Below are 16,691 nucleotides of genomic sequence, written 5' to 3'. Positions count from 1 at the left end.
GCCGCGGAGCGATGAATCCGAACGAGAGCGTAGGGGTTGCGGGGAGATCGGCGGCGGGTGAAGCGCCGCTGATCGAACTGGACGACATCCGCAAGCGCTTCCGCGTCGGTTCGGTGGAGCTGGAGGTGCTGCGCGGGGTGTCGTTGGCCATCGCCGCCGGCGAGCTGGTCTCGATCATGGGCGCCTCAGGTTCCGGCAAGTCGACCCTGATGAACATCCTCGGCCTGCTCGATCGCCCCAGCGGCGGGTGCTACCGCTTCGCCGGGCGGGACGTCTCGACCCTGAGCGAGCCGGAGGCGGCGGCGATCCGCAACCGCCGGATCGGCTTCGTCTTTCAGCAGTTCAACCTGCTCCCAAGGCTCGATGCCCGCGACAATATCGGCATGCCGCTGCTCTACCGCGGTCTCTCCCGGCGCCAGGCGGCTGCTCGGGCCGAGCCGCTGCTGGAGGCGGTGGGGATGGCCGAGCGCGGCCACCACCGCCCCGACGAGCTCTCCGGCGGCCAGCAGCAGCGGGTGGCGATCGCCCGCGCGCTGGTCGGCGAGCCGGCGCTGATCCTCGCCGACGAGCCCACCGGCGCCCTCGACCGCCAGGTCGGCGAGGAGATCATGGAGCTCTTCGTGCGCCTCAACCGCGAGCAGGGGGTGTGCGTGGTGGTGATCACCCACGATCCGGAGGTGGCGGCGCGCTGCACCCGCCGGGTGGTGATGCGCGACGGGGTGCTGGTGGAGGAGGGGGAGGCGGGCCGATGGGGCTGATCGTCAACGTCCTGGAGGCGCTGCGCAACCTGCTCGCCAGCAAGCAGCGGGCGCTGCTGGCGCTGATCGGCATCGTCATCGGCAGTGCTTCGGTGATCGCCATGGTGAGCATCGGGCGGATCGTCCAGCACGAGTCGCTGAAGAGCTTTCTCGCCCTCGGCACCGACCGCATCGCGATCAACGTCCTCAGTACCGACTCCGATGCGATCTTCGACCTCGGCGATCTGGCGGCCTTCACCGCCGCCTTTCCGCAACTGGTCGAGATGGCGCCGCAGATCGAGGGGGCGGGCAAGACCAAGATCGGCGAGCGGATGCAGTTCGTCGTCCGCCTGGGCACCACCGAGGCGCTGCAGCCGCTGTTCAAGCTGGAGCTGACGGCGGGGCGTTTCCTCTCGCCGCTCGATCGTTATCGCCGCTTCTGTGTGGTGGGGGCGGGGCTCGCCGCGCAGTATCGCGACGCCGGCCGGCCGCTGGCCCCCGGCGACGATCTGCGCATCGGCAAGACGGTGTGCACGGTGATCGGTCTGCTCGCCCGCACCGGCGGGGGGATCGGCACGGTGGACCTCAACTCGGCAGTGGTGATGCCGCTCTCCACCGCCGGGCGGCTGCTCGGCAAGGGGGGGATCACCACCATCGCCGCGCGGGTGGGCGACGGGGTGGACCAACTGCAACTGGCGGGCGAGATCACGGCGTGGTTCGACCGGCGCTTCCGGCGGATCCAGGCCCGGGTGACGAGCCCCGAGCAGTTGATCGCCAACATGCGCCAGCAGCAGCAACTGTTCACCCTGCTGCTCGGGGCGGTCGGCGCCATCGCGCTGATCGTCGGCGGGGTGGGGGTGATGAACATCATGCTGGTGTCGGTCTCCGAGCGGCGCAAGGAGATCGGTCTGCGCATGGCGGTGGGGGCGACGCGGCGCGACGTGCGCCGCCAGTTCCTGGTGGAGGCGCTGATCCTGGCGCTGATCGGCGGTCTGCTGGGGGTGGCGGTGGGGGTGGCCGCGGCACGCATCGCCGCCCACTGGAACGGCTGGGAGTTCTTCTTCACCCCCGGCGCGGCGCTGGTCGGTTTCGGCGTCTCCGCCTCGGTGGGGATCTTCTTCGGCTTCTACCCCGCGGTACAGGCCTCCCGCCTCGACCCGATCACCGCCCTGCGCTCCGGTTGATTGCGGCGCGTGAAAGGAGATAGGGCGGGCGGTGCCCGCCGACGGCGTCGAATCCCGGTTTGTCGGTGGTGCCGGCGGACAGGCTCCTAGCCGGTGGTGTGGTTCAGCTCGGGAACGATGCGTGCGATGTGGGAGAAGTCGCGGTCGTTGTGCAGCAGGATAAGGCCATTGTCGATGGCGACCTGGGCGATCAAACAGTCGACGGTGCTGCGGATGGTGATGCCGGCCTTGCGGCAGCGGAAATAGATGGCGGCGGCATCGGCCATCGATCGTACGGGATCGGCGACGTCAAAGAAGGGTTGGCTGCCGAAGTAGTCGCGGTAGGTCTCGAAGTGGTGGGTGGACCGCGCGCCCTGGAGGATCTCCATGTAGATGAGTGGGGAGATCCCGACGGTGGCTCCCTGTTCGATCAGCTGTTTCAGGCGTTCGACCTGGGGATTCTCCTCGGCGCGGAGAAAGGCGATCCAGACGGAGGTATCGATCAGCCACTCTTTCAATCGCGCCCTTCCCGCAACGCCTTGTGATCGTACTCCTCGCGGATCCCGTTGCTGCCGTAGAGGTCGAGCAGATTCTTGCGCTTGTGGGTCGCGACGAACTCCTTCAGGGCGCAATCGATCAATTCCCGTTTGGTGGTGGCGGAACTGAACTTGAATGCCTCGTCGACCAGTTCATCGTCGAGGACGATATTGGTGCGCATGGTGAGTATCCGATGAAGGCGTATTGCAATACACATCATAGGGGCGAAGCGCCGCTTGCTCAACCCCTCACATCGACTGATTCCCTACCCTCGCCCGCGGCCCGCTCCACCAGGAGCGGGCCGCGGGCGAGGGTAGGGAATCAGTCGGTGAAGCAGAGCTCGATGAAGATCCCGCCGACGTCGCTGTCGAACGGGATCAGCAGGGTCGTCCCCTTGAGGTCGTGGTGGACGGCGTGGTTCTGGCCGAGGAGCAGGAACGGGGTGGCCATCTCGAACCCGTGGCCCTGTTCCGAGTACTCCCGGTTGGCACCGCCGGCCACCATGTTGGTGATCTCGCCGGCCAGGTTGGCCACCTCCTCGTCGAGGCTCTCGCGCTCCTCGTGGACCATCCGCCGGTAGATGGCGAGGATCGCCGGCTTGCTGAAGGTGACGGCGAGCGAGCCGCGGTACTCGCTGGAGCGTAGCGGGATGATGCCGGTGACGCTCCCCTTGGCGCGGGGGTTCTCCTTGACGGCGGGGGGGCCTGCGGTGACCTCGGTGGCGGCCATGGTGTGGAGAATCCGGACCAGGGCCTCGACGGCGGGTTGGACGAATGCCTGGGCCTTGGGTTGCGTCTTTTTCGCGCTCATGCAGGACTCTCCACAAAACGGAAACCCCACTGTAACACAGGGTTCGTGTCGCCCGGCAGCCTCTCGGGATACGGATGAATCGGCCGCGAACGCGGGATGACGACCCTCATATATCGATCCTGCATTTCTCACCGTTCCCCTGAGGCGGCCGCCGATCCTCCGGCGGAGGCGGGGAGCGATTTTCCGCCGTTTCTTGCACACTTTCTCGGAAGATCATATAAGCTTATGAAAAACAACAACGAAAATCGAAATGCTGGAACTGTTGTCACAATCGAGGCCGGCGACCCGGAACCGTCCAGGAGGGCACGCCGATGCGTGAACGGGTGGGATTGCTGGGACAGCACCGGAAGTTCTTCGACGCCTATCGGGCGCGCTTCGCCGAGGTCTTCCTCAAGGTCTGCAAGATCCTCAATCCGGAGGTGGTGGAGGCGCAGGTCCACTTCCTGCGCCAGGGGGCGGTGGAGATCTACGACCGGCTGTTCACCGTCGAGGCGCAGCGCGTCGGCTCGCTGAAGGAGCTGGAGGAGAAGCTGGAGGAGATGGAGGAGCACGGGGTGAGCATCTCGGTGGTGCTCACCAAGGTCTTCTCGGTGATGACCCACGACTTCGTCGACTACGCCATGAAGACCGGCAACGCGGTGGCCCCGGTGCGGGTGCTCACCGGCATCATGACCGCCTGCCTGGCGCTCCTCGACACCCTGGAGGAGTCGCCGGCGGCCGGCGCCATCGACGAGGACGAGGGGCGGATCCTCACCCTGCTCGACCAGCACAGCGACCAGATGGTGCGCCTGGAGACCCTCTATCAGGGGGTGCCGCTGAACCACGAAGGCCTCTTCCTGGCGGCGACCGACGGCCGCGCCGCGTTCCACCTGGGCAACTCCAGGGAGACCATCTTCGAGTTCCACGAAGAGGTGCTGATCCACGCGCCGTTTCTGGAGAAGCCGGTGCTCGGGCGGGTGGTGGAGGTGGACGACAAGCGCCGCGAGATCACCGTCTCGGGGCTCCACTACTCCACCCACAACGCCGCTACCCGCGCCGAGCTGCGGGTGCAGCCCCGTCAGCCGATCCCGGTGGAGTTGAAGTTGCGCAACGAGCGCTACGAAGGGCTGGTGATCGACATCTCGCTGAATGGCATGGCGCTCTCCCTGGACGACCCCGGCGAGTTGAAGGTGAAGGACTGGGTCCACCTGGAGATGGAGCTGCCCCACCTGGCGGGTGGCGAGCGGGTGGTGACCCGCGGCGAGGTCGCGCGCATCTCCGAGCGCAGGAACTCCTTCCGGGTGGGTCTGGTGCTGCGCAACCCGCCCAACGTGGAGTCGCTGCTCTCGGAGTACGTCACCAATCGTCAGGCGGAGGTGATCCGCCAGGTGCAGGCCTCCACCCACGAGGAGGTCCACATCCCGATGCTGCCGCGGGAGCGGCCGTGGGTACGCTGGGTCACCGGCGCGGTGCTGGTGGTGGTGATGATGGCGATCAGCGCGGGGATCTACTATTCGCAGCCCGACCGGGGGGAGACCGACCTGGTGTGGGAGGCCACCGCCGAGTGGCTGGCCAAGCAGCGCGAGTGCCAGCAACTTTCGGACAACCTCTCCGCCAACCCCAACCCCCGCAACACCGAGCGCTACCAGCGCTGCAACGAGGAGCTGAAACGTCTCACCGCGCCCCGTTGAGGGCTGGATGCCTGATTGGGCGTTTTTTTACCATGAAGGGCATGAGGTCAATAGCAGCCTTTTCGCTCGCACTGTTCTCCGGGCCGTCATGCCTCACCCGACATCGGACTCCCCCCTCTGGTAGAATCGCGCGCCTTTCCGACTACCAGAGGGCCGTCCATGTCGTCCATCGCCCAGCGCATCGCCGAAGAGCTTGCCGTCGCCGAGAAACAGGTGGCCGCCGCCGTCGCCCTGCTTGACGAGGGGGCCACCGTCCCGTTCATCGCCCGCTACCGCAAGGAGGTGACCGGCGGTCTCGACGACACCCAGCTGCGCACCCTGGAGGAGCGGCTCACCTATCTGCGCGAGCTGGAAGAGCGGCGCGAGGTGGTGCTCAAGTCGATCGAGGAGCAGGGCAAGCTCAGCGACGAGCTGAAGGGGCAGATCCTGGCGGCCGACACCAAGACCCGCCTGGAGGACCTCTACCGTCCCTACATGCCGAAGCGGCGCACCAAGGCGCAGATCGCCCGCGAGGCGGGCCTGGAGCCGCTGGCCCACGGTCTGCTCGAAGACCCGAATCAGGACCCGGAGGCGGTGGCCGCCAGCTACATCGACGCCGACAAGGGGGTGGCCGACGCCAAGGCGGCCCTCGATGGCGCCCGCCAGATCCTGATGGAGGAGTTCGCCGAGGACGCCACGCTGATCGGCGAGCTGCGCGATTACGTGTGGAGCGAGGGCAAGCTGGAATCGAAGGTGGCCGAGGGCAAGGAGGCGGAGGGGGCGAAGTTCTCCGACTACTTCGACTTCAACGAGCCGCTGGAGAAGATCCCCTCGCACCGCGCGCTGGCGCTCTTCCGTGGCCGCCGCGAGGGCTTCATCAACCTCACCCTGCTGGTCGACGAGGAGACCCCCGCCGGCCAGCGCACCCCCTGCGAAGGGCGCATCGCCAAGCGCTTCGGGGTGCGCGACGAGGGGCGTCCGGCGGACAAGTGGCTGCTCGATACGGTGCGCTGGGCGTGGAAGGTGAAGATCTTCACCCACCTCGACCTGGAGCTGAAGAACCGCCTGCGCGAGGCGGCCGAGGAGGAGGCGATCAAGGTCTTCGCCAAGAACCTCCACGACCTGCTGCTCGCCGCGCCGGCCGGCGGTCGTCCCACCCTCGGTCTCGACCCCGGCCTGCGCACCGGGGTGAAGGTGGCGGCGATCGACGCCACCGGCAAGCTGGTGGCCACCGACACCATCTACCCCCACGCGCCGAAGAACCGCTGGGACGATTCGATCCACACCCTGGCCAAGATCGCCGCCGCCCACCGGATCGAGCTGATCGCCATCGGCAACGGCACCGCCTCGCGGGAGACCGACAAGCTGGCCTTGGAGCTGATCAAGCGCCACCCCGAGCTGAAGCTGACCAAGATCATGGTCAGCGAGGCGGGCGCCTCGGTCTACTCGGCCTCCGAGCTGGCCGCCCGCGAGTTCCCCGACGTCGACGTCTCCTTGCGCGGCGCGGTCTCCATCGCCCGCCGGCTGCAGGATCCGCTGGCCGAGCTGGTGAAGATCGAACCGAAGGCGATCGGCGTCGGCCAGTACCAGCACGACGTCAACCAGACCCAGTTGGCGCGCTCCCTCGACGCGGTGGTGGAGGACTGCGTCAACGCCGTCGGCGTCGACGTCAACACCGCCTCCGGCGCGCTGCTGGCCAAGGTCTCCGGCCTCTCGCGCACGCTCGCCGACAACATCGTCGCCCACCGCGACCAGCACGGCCGTTTCGACAATCGCAAGGCGCTGCTCAAGGTGCCGCGGCTCGGCGACAAGACCTTCGAGCAGGCCGCCGGTTTCCTGCGCATCGTCGACGGCGACAACCCCCTCGACGCCTCCGCCGTCCACCCCGAGGCCTATCCGGTGGTGGAACGGATCCTCGCGGCCACCGGCAAGCCGATCAAGGCGCTGATCGGTGACGAGAAGTTCCTCCGCCGACTGCCGGCCAACGACTACACCGACGAGCGCTTCGGCCTGCCGACGGTCAACGACATCCTCAAGGAGCTGGAGAAGCCGGGCCGCGACCCGCGCCCGGAGTTCAAGACCGCCGAGTTCCAGGAGGGCGTGGAGAACCTGAAGGACCTCAAGCCCGAGATGATCCTCGAAGGGGTGGTGACCAACGTCACCAACTTCGGCGCCTTCGTCGACATCGGCGTCCATCAGGACGGTCTGGTGCACATCTCGGCGATGTCCGACAAGTTCGTCAAGGACCCCCGCGAGGTGGTGAAGGCCGGCGACGTGGTCAAGGTGAAGGTGCTGGAGGTGGACCTCCAGCGCAAGCGGGTGGCGCTGACCATGCGCCTGACCGACAGCGCCAAGGAGCACGCCGGTGGCGGCGAGCGGCGCGAGCGTCCGGCGAAGGGCGCGCGCGGACCCAAGCCGCAAGAGCGCCGCAACGAGGCGCCGCCGGCCAACAGCGCCATGGCGGATGCGTTTGCGCGGTTGAAGCGCTAATCGGGCGAAGCGATCCCACCCCACCCCACCGCACCCTGGTTACGACGCTCCGCGTCGTAACCGGATACCTTGGACGCTCTGCGTCCGGGCTTCGGGTGTCGTCGTTCCGGTGGTTATGGTTGCCGACGCGGAGCGTCCAAGGGGGAGGCCGCTGCCGGCGTGGAGGCCGCGGTTACCACGCGGAGTTCGGTTACCACGCGGAGTTCGGTTACCACGCGGAGTTCGGTTACCACGCGGAGCGTGGTAACCAGGGGACCTCTGTCCCCCGTCACCTGACCCTGACGCGCGCGGCCTTCTTTGCTACCCTCCGGCTTCCCCAACCAGCGACAGAGGAATCCCCATGGCCGACTGCATCTTCTGCAAGATGGTCACCCGCGAGATCCAGCCCGAGGTGGTCTACGAGGATGACGACATCCTCGCCTTCCGCGACATCAACCCCCAGGCCCCCACCCACGTCCTGATCATCCCCAAGCGCCACATCCCCACCCTCAACGACCTGGAGGCGGAGGATGCCGAGTTGATCGGCCGGATGTACCTGGTGGCCAAGCAGGTGGCCGCCGACGAGGGGCTCGCCGAGACCGGCTATCGCACCACCTTCAACTGCAACGCCGACGGCGGTCAGGAGGTCTACCACCTCCACCTCCATCTCCTCGGCGGGCGCCGGATGACCTGGCCGCCGGGCTGACGCTTCTGTGGATCGCGCACTGGCCGGTTGCGGGGATCCGCCCCGCGTCGTCCGCTATGGTGCCACCGCCTCGATCTCGGGCAGCCGGCTCAGGCGGTAGCGGAAGCGCAGCCGTCCTCCGGGGCGCACCAACCCCTGTTCCGGATAGATCATCGGCTCGGTCAGCCCCGAACGATACTCCGCAATCCGATGGGGGCCGAAGGTGGTGATCTCGGTGGCGAGGATCAGTATCGTCCCTTCGGGGATCTCCTGGGGCAGGTTCACCTCGCCGCCGGGGATCAGCCGCTCCCCCCGTTTGTCCACCGTCTCCAGCACCCGCTTCTCCGCCCCCATGCTCTCCAGATCGACGCAGAACGCCTCGCCCAGGGGAGTGCGCAGTGGCACGAAGGGCCGGTGGTCGCGAAACTCGCCGCGGTAGTCGGTGAGCGCGGCGTTGACCGCGATCCGCTCCGGCACCATCAAGCCCCCGGGCATCAACTGCGGCACCAGGTTGCGGGCGATCGCCACCTGCGGTTCGCTGATCAGCGCCCGCTGCATGGTCTCGGAGACGATCAGGTGGGGGCGCTCGTCGTCGGCGACGCGGTAGCCGGCGGCGTCCTCGGCGGCGGCGCGCAGCAGCGCGGCGGTGGTGCCGAGGGCGTGGGCGATGCGTACCACCGAGGCGAGGTTGTCGCGATGGACGTCGATCAGGGTGATGCGCAGCCGCTCGGCGGGGTGGCGCACGGTGAGCGGCAGTACCAGCGGGGCGAAGGGGCCGCAGCCGGCGTAGAGCAGGCGCAGCGGCCGCTGGTCGAAGCGCAGCAGCGCCTCCTGGATGGCGGCGTCGACGCCGCGCAGGAAGGCGACGGTGCGCGGGATGTCATCGAGGCACGCGGCGGCGTCGCGGGAGGAGATCGCCAGGCCGCTCTCCAGCGCCCGGTTGCCGCCGGCGGAGGTCTCACCGGCAAGCTCGACGAACAGCCCCTTCAGCCCCGCCACCGCGCGGGCGACGGTCTCCGCCGGCGCCTGCGGATTGAGGATCGGGCCGAGCAGCCGGGCGAGCAGCTCCGCCGGCCCCATTCAGGCGCACTTCAGTTCGGAGAGGAGGATGGCGGCGAGCCAGAGGAAGGCGATGACCAGTGCGGCGCCGCCGATCACCGCGGCGACCAGCCAGGCGCGGCGCGGGCCGCGCATACGTTTCGGTGGGGGCGCCTGCTCGCCGCGGGTGCGCTCGATGGCGTAGTCGAGCAGCATCTGCGTGTCGTTGCTGGCATTGCGCATCAGATACTCCGCCGCGGCATGCCAACGGGCGTTGCGCGCACCCCGCCGGAAGGTCTCCAGGGCGGCCGCCGCGGATGTGAATCGGTACTCCTCGCTCATCCCGCTACTTTAACCGAAGGCGTTGAAAAACCGCAGCATTTCTGGTGCTTCAGTGGGGGGGCGCAGGGCGGGTTGGGCGCGCAACACCTCATCGATGATCGAAGCCCCCCCCTGGTTACCACGCTCCGCGTGGTAACCTCGGCCTTCACGCCACCGCGGCATTCGGTATCGACGCTCCGCGTCGGCGCCGCTGGATTCCACCGCCGTGCCCTGACAAGGACGCAGAGCGTCCAAGGTGGCGGGTTACCACGCGGAGCGTGGTAACCAGGAATCAAAGATGGGACGGCGGTGAAGAGGCCTCACGATGGCGCGCAACCTTCTTCCATCGTTTGGGCGTGCCGTAACCCGCCAGACCTCAAATTCGGCACCACCCGTGAGCGACCTCCGGGCCTTCCATCCAATTTCGGTGGTTTCGGACAGGCTCCTGCCCCCTACGGGGGGAGCGGTCAGGGGTGGGGGACCGGAGGGCGTTCCGGGAAGAGACGGGCGAGATCGATTTCGATCGCCGGGACGGCGCTGGCGCGCAGGGTGCGGTCGCGGTCGTAGGGCTCGCCTTCGAGGTAGCGGCCCTCTTTCAGCACGAAGACGTAGATGCGGTCGTTCGGCGGGTCGACGATCCAATACTCCGGCACCCCGTTGGTTTCGTAGAGGCGGCGCTTGAGGATGGTGTCGTGGGGGCTGTTGGAGGGAGAGAGGATCTCGATGACCAGCGTGGGCGAGCCCTTGGCACCCCGTTCGTCGAGGATCGACGCGTCGCAGTAGATGCTGAGGTCCGGTTGGACGACGGTGGTGATCTCCTCGTCGCTCGCCTCCCGCGGGGCGAGGCGGACGTCGAAGGGGGCGGCATAGACCTCGCAGTTGCTACCGCTCACACGGGCGTGGATCTGGGCGGAGAGTTCCATGGAGAGCCGCTGATGGGTGCGGGTCGGTGCCGGGCTCATGGCATAGGCGACCCCCTCGATCAGCTCCCAGCGCTCATCGTCGGGCCAACGAAGGTAGTCGGCGTAGGTCCAGCGGCGTTCGATCACTCCAGCGATGCTCTGTCGGCAGTATAGCAACCGGTGGACGAATGAATCCGGGTGGGTGTGTCGAGGTCCGGGATTTCCCTATTTTCCGCACCGAGATTCGTTGACGGTCTCGAGGTCGTCTCCAATCACCGCAACACATACGCCAACGGATTGGTGGAACGAGGTGCTCCCCGTGTTGACCACCGTGCGTGTTTCGCCGCTGTTCATCCGAATCGTGTATTGCACGCGCCAGAGGGTGGTGGCCGGGGAGTCGGCCATCGATCCGATGACGCCGCCGACCACCGCCGTGGCGAGATGATTTTTTGCGCTGTAATTCCAGGTGCGCCAGTTCCCGGAATACGCATTGTCCACATACGCAGCGGATCCTATGGCTTGGCCCAGTGCCGCACCGCCGTGGGTAGCGGAGGTCGACAGGTTTTGCACCTGTGCGTCGATAATACGGCCGGCCTCAGCGTTTTCGACACGGTGCCTCTCTGCTTCTTCCATCTTGGTCAGCAGCTTGGCCAAACGCTGCTCTTCCGCAGCGGCGGCCGGTTTCAAGATCGAGGAGACGTTGTTTCTCGCTTGGGAGTAGTCGTCGTCGGTGGCCACCACATGGAACATCGACAGGCGGTGCTCTTGCCTCTCCAGAGCAGTTCGCGGCCCGAGAACGCGCATCGAACTCGCCAATGCCTCCGGCGAGAACGTCTCCTTCGCCGCGGCGTAGATCTGTGGATGGTCCTGTATCCACCGCGTGGCGGAGCGTACCCGACCCGCGTTGGAATGAATCAGATCGCCTTCCAGCAGTCGATAGGCGGCCGTCATGTCGCCACGCTGAGTGGCGCGCTGGGAGTTTTCAAGCGGCGTGGTCGAGGAGTAGGAAGTCGGTTCGGCAACGCAGCCGCCGAGTACCAACAAAAAGAAAATGGGAATCCACCGCATCGTCATCTCCTGTTCAGCTTTGGAAAATGGTGTGCGAGGGGGCGCAACCGTCGTACCGCGACTCTTCCGTTGCGAAGGGATTCTACCCCATCGAATGACGCGAAGTTCGGCCTACGCCGTTACCCCCTCAGCAGCCAAGTCAATCCGCCGCTTCCAACTCCTCGCCGGCGGCGAGCCACGCCTCCTCGGTCTCGGCCAGTTCGCCGTCGAGGCGTGCCTGCTCCAACAGCAGCCCCTTGAGGGTCTCCTTGTTGGCCGCCTCGTAGAGCGCGGGGTCGGCCAGCCGCTCGTCCATCGCCGCCTTCTCGGCGGCCAGCTTCTCCATCCGCTTCTCCAGCCGCTCGAACTCCCGGCGCAGCGGCGCCAGCTGTTTGCGCCGCTCCGCCTCCGCCCGTTTGCGCTCCTTGCGCGCGGCAGCGCTGTGTTCGGCGTTGATCTCCTCGCCGGCGGGCGGCGCGTCCTCCTGCCGGCGCCGCCCCTCCAGCCACTGGCGGTACTCCTCCAGGTCGCCGTCGAAGGGGGCGACCGCGCCGTCGCCGACCAGCACCAGCCGGTCGGCCACCGTGCGCAGCAGCGCCCGGTCGTGGGAGACCACCACCATCGCCCCTTCGTACCCCTGCAACGCCACGGTGAGCGCGTGGCGCATCTCCAGGTCGAGGTGGTTGGTGGGCTCGTCGAGGAGCAGCAGGTTGGGGCGCTGGTAGACGATCAGTGCCAGGGCGAGGCGCGACTTCTCGCCGCCGGAGAAGGGGGCCACCGCGGCCAGCGCGTCGTCGCCGCGGAAGCCGAAACCGCCGATGAAGTCGCGCAGCGCCTGCTCGCTCGCCTTGGGGTCGAGCCGTTGCAGGTGAAGGAGCGGGCTGGCCGCGGGGTCGAGCTGCTCCAACTGGTGCTGGGCGAAGTAGCCGATCTTCAGGTCGGGGGAGGGGGCGCAGCGGCCCGCCAGCGGTTGCAACTCACCGGCGAGCAACTTGATCAGGGTCGACTTGCCGGCGCCGTTGGGGCCGAGCAGGCCGACCCGGTCGCCGGGGGCGAGGTTGAGTTCGGCGCCGCGGAAGATCACCGTCTCGCCGTAGCCGCCGTCGGCCTTTTCCAACTGGAGCAGTGGGTGGGGGCTCTTCTCCGGCGAACGGAAGGCGAAGTGGAACGGCGAGTCGACGTGCGCCGGGGCGATCAGCTCCATCCGCGCCAGCGCCTTCAACCGGCTCTGCGCCTGGCGCGCCTTGGTCGCCTTGGCGCGGAAGCGGTCGACGTAGGAGCGGATGTGTGCCACCTCGCGCTGCTGGCGTTCGAAGGCCGACTGCTGCTGGGCGAGCAGCTCGGCGCGGCGGACCTCGAAGTCGGAGTAGTTGCCGGCGTAGAGGGTGAGCCGCCGGCGCTCCAGGTGGGCGATGTGGTGGGCCACCCGGTCGATGAAGTCGCGGTCGTGGGAGATCAAGAGCAGGGTGCCGGGGTAGCCGCGCAGCCACTCCTCCAGCCACAGCACCGCATCGAGGTCGAGGTGGTTGGTGGGCTCGTCGAGGAGCAGCAGGTCGGAGCGGCACATCAGCGCCTGGGCCAGGTTGAGACGCATCCGCCAGCCGCCGGAGAAGGAAGCCACCGGCCGCTCCTCGCTGCCCGGAACGAAGCCGAGGCCGTGCATCAGACGGGCGGCGCGGGAGCGGGCGGTGTAGCCGCCGATCGCCTCCAGGCGGCCGTGCAGTTCCGCTTGGCGGGTGCCGTCGTCGGTCGCGGCCAGTTGCCGTTCCACCTCGCGCAGCTCGCTGTCGCCGTCCATCACGTAGTCGATCGCCGGCCGCTCCACCCCCGGGGTCTCCTGGGCGACGTGGGCGATCACCGTGTTGGGGGGAAGGGTGCACTCGCCGCGGTCGACGGAGAGCTCGCCGCGCAGCAGCGAGAAGAGGCTCGACTTGCCGACGCCGTTGGCGCCGACCACGGCCACCTTCTGGCCGGCGTGGAGGGTCAGGGTCACCTCTTCGAAGAGGGTCTTGGTGCCCCGGTGCAGGGCGGCGTCGCTGAAGTGGATCATAGGGCGCGCAGTCTATCGAATTTTCCCCGCCCGCAGAATGGCTTGGGGCCTGTGGCCCAAGCCATTCTGCGGGCGGGGAAAATTCGATCGTGAGGCCTTGTTACCGCTGTCCCTCCTGGTTACCACGCTCCGCGTGGTAACCCGCCACCTTGGACGCTCTGCGTCCTTGTGAGGGCACGGCAGTGAATCCAACGGCGCCGACGCGGAGCGTCGATAGCGAATGCTGAGGCCGAGGTTACCACGCGGAGCGTGGTAACCAGGGGTAGTTTCGATTATCGAGCGCCCCTCCCACAGGGGGGGGTGTAACGAAATTGAAGCATTTCAGGTCTATTACAACTTTATGACGTTTGCACCCAAGCCGAGGAGTACCCCCAGCATGCCTTCCCCAATGTCGATTTTTTCCTCCCTGAATCCTGCGGTGCGCGGACGCAGGCCCGGCACCGCAGGATTCAGGGAGGAAAAAATCGATGGTTAGGGGCATTGGGATCAACCGGATGCGGGTCCTCGGCGACTCGCCGAAGCGGCGCCGGCTGCTCGCCGAGGCGGGCCTGCTGCTGGCGGTGCTGGTCGCCAACGGCGTGCTCGGCGTCTTCTCCCACTACTACACCAACGCCGCCCACTTCGACGACCTGCGTACCCTGGAGACCCTGCGCCAGGCCCTCGACGCCACCCGGCTCGCCCAGATCCACTTCAAGACCCAGGTTCAGGAGTGGAAGAACGTGCTGCTGCGCGGCGACGAACCGGCCGACTACGACCACTACTTCGCTTCCTTCGAGGAGCAGGAGCGGCGCACCGACCAGAGCCTCAAGGAGGCGCAGCGGCTGTCCGCAGCCCTCGGCGTCGGCAACGGCGACATCGACCGGCTGCTCGAACATCACCGCGAGCTGGGCCGGATCTACCGCGAGGGACTGAAGCTGCTCGATCCCGCCGACCCGCGCAGCCACCACCGGGTGGACGACCATGTGCGCGGCGTCGACCGCTCGCTGCTGGTGGAGATCGACGGCCTCGCCGACCGGCTGCGCCAGGAGGCCGGCGTCATCCACGCCCGCATCGAGGCCGACTCCCGCGCCCGCTACCAAACGCTCGGCTGGGCCGCCTTCGCGCTGATCGCCGTCGGCTTCGTGCTGATCCTGCTGTTCGTCGCCTCGGCGACCAACGGCCGCCGGGAAGAGGAGTAGGGTGCCCTGCTCAAAGCCCCCGCAACTCCTCCATCAAGCGCCGTTTCCGCTGGTGTTCGCGCTTCAGCGCCGCCAGGTAGCTCGACCACTCCTGCTCCCGTTTCAACCCGCTCAACCGCGCCTTGATACGCTCCAGATAGGCGCGGGCCGAGCGATACGAGGTCGGTTTGGTCTCCGCGATCAGGCTGGCGGCGATCCCCTTCCAGATGGTGATCGCCTCGTCGGGGTAGTGATTCTCCACGGCGTTGGCAACCGCCCCGTCGACCTCCGGCGAACGCCGGGAACGATAGGCGTTGGAGTTCTTCCAAACCCGGTGCCAGTGCAGCACGTCGTCTACCCGTCGTTCGGCAATGGCGATATCGATCAGGATCTCCGCAGCCGGCGCCCGTGCCGGCGTCAGCGACACGTCGCCGAGGCTTACCAGCGGGGCTGGCAGGGGCCATCGCTCCTCATCGCGGGTGTCGTGGCCCTTCGCCAGATGGTCGAGCAGTGCGACACGAACCGGCTCCACGACTCCCGCCTTCCCGGCCACCCGCTTCATCTCCTGGTAGCCCTGGAGCGAAGGATGCCGGAAGAACTCATCTGCCTGAAGGGCGGCTACCTGTGCCCAATCGCCGGCACTTCCCCGGATCACGATCAACTGCTCCAGCAAACGCCGGGCGATCCCCCGTCCGTGAACAGCAGGCGGTCGTTCAGCGCCTGCCGGACCTCCGGCAGCTCCTTGGCCAGTTCCAGGATCAGCGCGGTCAACCCCTCCTTGTCGAAGCCGGCGAGGTAGTTGTTCAGTTTCTTGTCGGTGCGTTGGGTCTTGGTCACGGGGATGGCTCAAAGAAGGTAGGAAGGACGGTGGTCCAGAATGTGCGGGGCGGTGTCGACACGCGCATCGACGACAGCCTACGTAGAAGGGGGGTAGTGACCGCGTGGGCAGCGGTAGCCCAGCGGAAAAGGCCGCGTCGATCGTGGTTTCAAGCGGCCCTTCCCGGAACGGGCTTCGCCCGCTCGATGCGCGCGCGTCGTTTCGGGTCGTGCATCGCCTCCCACAGGTCGTTGCGGCGTTGGAGAATGAGCCAGAACTCGGCGCTGTTGCCGAATGCCCGGGCAAGCATCAGGGCGGTGTCGGCGGTGATCATCCGCTTGCCGGTACAGAGCTCGTTGACCGTGCGGCGGCTCGCCCCCATCGCTTCGGCGAGTTTTCCCCGGGTGAGGGAGAGGGGCGTGAGGAACTCCTCGGTGAGCATTTGACCGACGCTGACCGGTTTGTGCTTGGTGAGGATCATGATCGTCTCTCAAAAGCCTGTGCAAATCTGGGTTCATCTGCGTAAATCTGCGGTTGAAAATCAAGTCGGCGGGGCCTTCATCGCCCCCACTCGCAACCTACCCACCCGTCACCGCCTATGTTATCGTACCGACAATGTATATAACAACATGCCCTCCACCCCGCCAGCGCCCCCCGGCGCGGAGGCCGCCGCGATGACCCAACCGGACCGCGACCCCAGCCATCTCCACCTCAAGACCTCCCTCGACCATCTCCCCGAGGCCAAGCGCCACCAGTTGCGCCGGATCACCGAGTGCATCTGCCAGAGCGTGCCCCTCGACCGCCTGGTGCTCTTCGGCAGCCAGGAGCCTGCCGGGCAATGGGGGATCGAGTCGCGGGAGCGGGAGGGCGGCCCCGGTTTTTCGAAAATGGGAGGAGAATAGTGAGCTATTTGACGAGGATTTTCGGAAAACCGGGGCCGTCATCCCGCTTTCGCGGCCGATTCATCCATAGCCCGACAGGCTCCCGAGCCCGCGGCGACTGGGTCGAGGACCCGATCAATCTCTACTTCTCCGACTACGACCTGCTGGTGGTGGTCGACGAGGGCCACTTCCTCGGCCGCGCCTACGGCTACCTGTGGACCCGGCTCGAACAGGAGCTGGACCGCATCGCCGGCCGCATCCCGGTCACCCTGCTGACCCACACCCTGAAGGAGGTCAACGCCGAGATCCGCCACGGCCACTACTTCTTCGCCGACATCGTCGAGGAGGGGATCTCCCTCTACGACTCGGGCCACACCATCCTCGCCACGCCCAAGGCGATGAACCCCGAAGAGCGGCTGGCCCAGGGC

At 67.2% G+C, this 16,691-nt stretch carries 19 protein-coding genes; 8 read left to right on the top strand and 11 right to left on the bottom strand.

Features of this window, described 5'->3' with window-relative positions; genetic code table 11:
• Positions 1-11 precede the first annotated feature (11 nt).
• Both ACYQ2W_RS09675 and ACYQ2W_RS09670 read left to right on the top strand, forming a co-directional pair.
• Positions 12-758 carry an ABC transporter ATP-binding protein gene (locus ACYQ2W_RS09675; protein ID WP_459865705.1) on the top strand — a complete coding sequence of 249 codons (747 nt, stop codon included), beginning with the start codon at positions 12-14 and terminating at the stop codon, positions 756-758.
• Entirely contained in the window at positions 749-1,921 is a 1,173-nt protein-coding gene (locus ACYQ2W_RS09670; protein ID WP_459865703.1) for an ABC transporter permease, read from the top strand. The genes ACYQ2W_RS09675 and ACYQ2W_RS09670 overlap by 10 nt, the downstream gene beginning before the upstream one ends.
• Before the next feature lie 86 nt (positions 1,922-2,007).
• Here ACYQ2W_RS09670 and vapC read toward each other — a convergent pair whose 3' ends face one another.
• From vapC to ACYQ2W_RS09655, 3 genes are all read right to left on the bottom strand, one after another.
• Positions 2,008-2,418 (bottom strand): type II toxin-antitoxin system VapC family toxin, encoded by a 411-nt coding sequence (gene vapC, locus ACYQ2W_RS09665; RefSeq protein ID WP_459865701.1) that lies wholly within the window; start codon positions 2,416-2,418, stop codon positions 2,008-2,010.
• Entirely contained in the window at positions 2,415-2,618 is a 204-nt protein-coding gene (locus ACYQ2W_RS09660) for a type II toxin-antitoxin system VapB family antitoxin (protein ID WP_459865699.1), read from the bottom strand. The genes vapC and ACYQ2W_RS09660 overlap by 4 nt, the downstream gene beginning before the upstream one ends.
• A gap of 140 nt (positions 2,619-2,758) precedes the next feature.
• Positions 2,759-3,247, bottom strand: coding sequence for a chemotaxis protein CheX (locus ACYQ2W_RS09655; RefSeq protein WP_459865697.1), 489 nt, complete (start codon positions 3,245-3,247; stop codon positions 2,759-2,761).
• A 311-nt stretch (positions 3,248-3,558) separates the two neighbouring features.
• Here ACYQ2W_RS09655 and ACYQ2W_RS09650 point away from each other — a divergent pair, with 311 nt between their 5' ends.
• The 3 genes from ACYQ2W_RS09650 to ACYQ2W_RS09640 all read left to right on the top strand — a co-directional run bounded on the left by ACYQ2W_RS09650 (position 3,559) and on the right by ACYQ2W_RS09640 (position 8,071).
• Positions 3,559-4,917 carry a PilZ domain-containing protein gene (locus ACYQ2W_RS09650; RefSeq protein WP_459865695.1) on the top strand — a complete coding sequence of 453 codons (1,359 nt, stop codon included), beginning with the start codon at positions 3,559-3,561 and terminating at the stop codon, positions 4,915-4,917.
• A 159-nt stretch (positions 4,918-5,076) separates the two neighbouring features.
• The gene (locus tag ACYQ2W_RS09645; RefSeq protein WP_459865693.1) at positions 5,077-7,386 is read left to right on the top strand and encodes a Tex family protein; all 2,310 of its coding nucleotides are present in this window, start codon (positions 5,077-5,079) and stop codon (positions 7,384-7,386) included.
• A 340-nt stretch (positions 7,387-7,726) separates the two neighbouring features.
• A complete protein-coding gene (locus ACYQ2W_RS09640) occupies positions 7,727-8,071 on the top strand; it encodes a histidine triad nucleotide-binding protein (RefSeq protein WP_459865691.1) in 345 nt (114 codons plus the stop codon).
• A 54-nt stretch (positions 8,072-8,125) separates the two neighbouring features.
• Here the strand turns inward: ACYQ2W_RS09640 and ACYQ2W_RS09635 are convergent, their stop codons facing one another.
• From ACYQ2W_RS09635 to ACYQ2W_RS09615, 5 genes are all read right to left on the bottom strand, one after another.
• Complete coding sequence (locus tag ACYQ2W_RS09635) at positions 8,126-9,130, bottom strand: SAM-dependent methyltransferase (RefSeq protein WP_459865689.1); 1,005 nt, start codon at positions 9,128-9,130, stop codon at positions 8,126-8,128.
• Complete coding sequence (locus tag ACYQ2W_RS09630; RefSeq protein WP_459865687.1) at positions 9,131-9,430, bottom strand: hypothetical protein; 300 nt, start codon at positions 9,428-9,430, stop codon at positions 9,131-9,133. It abuts the gene before it with no gap.
• A gap of 446 nt (positions 9,431-9,876) precedes the next feature.
• Positions 9,877-10,458, bottom strand: coding sequence for a Uma2 family endonuclease (locus ACYQ2W_RS09625; protein ID WP_459865685.1), 582 nt, complete (start codon positions 10,456-10,458; stop codon positions 9,877-9,879).
• 78 nt (positions 10,459-10,536) lie between these two features.
• Positions 10,537-11,379, bottom strand: coding sequence for a hypothetical protein (locus ACYQ2W_RS09620; protein WP_459865683.1), 843 nt, complete (start codon positions 11,377-11,379; stop codon positions 10,537-10,539).
• A gap of 139 nt (positions 11,380-11,518) precedes the next feature.
• On the bottom strand, positions 11,519-13,408 hold the full coding sequence (locus ACYQ2W_RS09615) for an ATP-binding cassette domain-containing protein (protein ID WP_459865681.1): 1,890 nt from the start codon (positions 13,406-13,408) through the stop codon (positions 11,519-11,521).
• Between the two features lie 467 nt (positions 13,409-13,875).
• Here ACYQ2W_RS09615 and ACYQ2W_RS09610 point away from each other — a divergent pair, with 467 nt between their 5' ends.
• Entirely contained in the window at positions 13,876-14,586 is a 711-nt protein-coding gene (locus ACYQ2W_RS09610) for a hypothetical protein (RefSeq protein ID WP_459865679.1), read from the top strand.
• A 10-nt stretch (positions 14,587-14,596) separates the two neighbouring features.
• Here the strand turns inward: ACYQ2W_RS09610 and ACYQ2W_RS09605 are convergent, their stop codons facing one another.
• From ACYQ2W_RS09605 to ACYQ2W_RS09595, 3 genes are all read right to left on the bottom strand, one after another.
• On the bottom strand, positions 14,597-15,220 hold the full coding sequence (locus tag ACYQ2W_RS09605; RefSeq protein WP_459865677.1) for a hypothetical protein: 624 nt from the start codon (positions 15,218-15,220) through the stop codon (positions 14,597-14,599).
• Between the two features lie 2 nt (positions 15,221-15,222).
• Positions 15,223-15,402: a hypothetical protein gene (locus ACYQ2W_RS09600; RefSeq protein ID WP_459865675.1), complete on the bottom strand. Its 180-nt coding sequence runs from the start codon at positions 15,400-15,402 to the stop codon at positions 15,223-15,225.
• A gap of 149 nt (positions 15,403-15,551) precedes the next feature.
• Positions 15,552-15,863: a HigA family addiction module antitoxin gene (locus tag ACYQ2W_RS09595; protein WP_459865673.1), complete on the bottom strand. Its 312-nt coding sequence runs from the start codon at positions 15,861-15,863 to the stop codon at positions 15,552-15,554.
• A 193-nt stretch (positions 15,864-16,056) separates the two neighbouring features.
• Between ACYQ2W_RS09595 and ACYQ2W_RS09590 the strand changes: the two genes are divergently transcribed.
• Both ACYQ2W_RS09590 and ACYQ2W_RS09585 read left to right on the top strand, forming a co-directional pair.
• Positions 16,057-16,284 carry a hypothetical protein gene (locus ACYQ2W_RS09590; protein WP_459865672.1) on the top strand — a complete coding sequence of 76 codons (228 nt, stop codon included), beginning with the start codon at positions 16,057-16,059 and terminating at the stop codon, positions 16,282-16,284.
• Positions 16,284-16,691: nucleotidyltransferase domain-containing protein (locus tag ACYQ2W_RS09585; protein ID WP_459865670.1), on the top strand; the 408-nt coding region annotated here is incomplete at its 3' end. The genes ACYQ2W_RS09590 and ACYQ2W_RS09585, both read left to right, overlap by 1 nt.

Source organism: Endothiovibrio diazotrophicus (assembly GCF_054657215.1).
This window is presented reverse-complemented; position numbering and strand designations above follow the sequence as displayed.

What these genes read in the sequence shown, in the direction of transcription:
- ACYQ2W_RS09635 (WP_459865689.1), bottom strand. Translation starts at nt 9,130, where the DNA reads ATGGGGCCGGCGGAGCTGCTCGCCCGGCTGCTCGGCCCGATCCTCAAT.
- ACYQ2W_RS09655 (WP_459865697.1), bottom strand. Translation starts at nt 3,247, where the DNA reads ATGAGCGCGAAAAAGACGCAACCCAAGGCCCAGGCATTCGTCCAACCC.
- ACYQ2W_RS09670 (WP_459865703.1), top strand. Translation starts at nt 749, where the DNA reads ATGGGGCTGATCGTCAACGTCCTGGAGGCGCTGCGCAACCTGCTCGCC.
- ACYQ2W_RS09610 (WP_459865679.1), top strand. Translation starts at nt 13,876, where the DNA reads ATGGTTAGGGGCATTGGGATCAACCGGATGCGGGTCCTCGGCGACTCG.
- ACYQ2W_RS09615 (WP_459865681.1), bottom strand. Translation starts at nt 13,408, where the DNA reads ATGATCCACTTCAGCGACGCCGCCCTGCACCGGGGCACCAAGACCCTC.
- ACYQ2W_RS09650 (WP_459865695.1), top strand. Translation starts at nt 3,559, where the DNA reads ATGCGTGAACGGGTGGGATTGCTGGGACAGCACCGGAAGTTCTTCGAC.
- ACYQ2W_RS09590 (WP_459865672.1), top strand. Translation starts at nt 16,057, where the DNA reads ATGACCCAACCGGACCGCGACCCCAGCCATCTCCACCTCAAGACCTCC.
- ACYQ2W_RS09630 (WP_459865687.1), bottom strand. Translation starts at nt 9,430, where the DNA reads ATGAGCGAGGAGTACCGATTCACATCCGCGGCGGCCGCCCTGGAGACC.
- ACYQ2W_RS09660 (WP_459865699.1), bottom strand. Translation starts at nt 2,618, where the DNA reads ATGCGCACCAATATCGTCCTCGACGATGAACTGGTCGACGAGGCATTC.
- ACYQ2W_RS09675 (WP_459865705.1), top strand. Translation starts at nt 12, where the DNA reads ATGAATCCGAACGAGAGCGTAGGGGTTGCGGGGAGATCGGCGGCGGGT.
- ACYQ2W_RS09645 (WP_459865693.1), top strand. Translation starts at nt 5,077, where the DNA reads ATGTCGTCCATCGCCCAGCGCATCGCCGAAGAGCTTGCCGTCGCCGAG.
- ACYQ2W_RS09595 (WP_459865673.1), bottom strand. Translation starts at nt 15,863, where the DNA reads ATGATCCTCACCAAGCACAAACCGGTCAGCGTCGGTCAAATGCTCACC.
- ACYQ2W_RS09640 (WP_459865691.1), top strand. Translation starts at nt 7,727, where the DNA reads ATGGCCGACTGCATCTTCTGCAAGATGGTCACCCGCGAGATCCAGCCC.
- ACYQ2W_RS09620 (WP_459865683.1), bottom strand. Translation starts at nt 11,379, where the DNA reads ATGCGGTGGATTCCCATTTTCTTTTTGTTGGTACTCGGCGGCTGCGTT.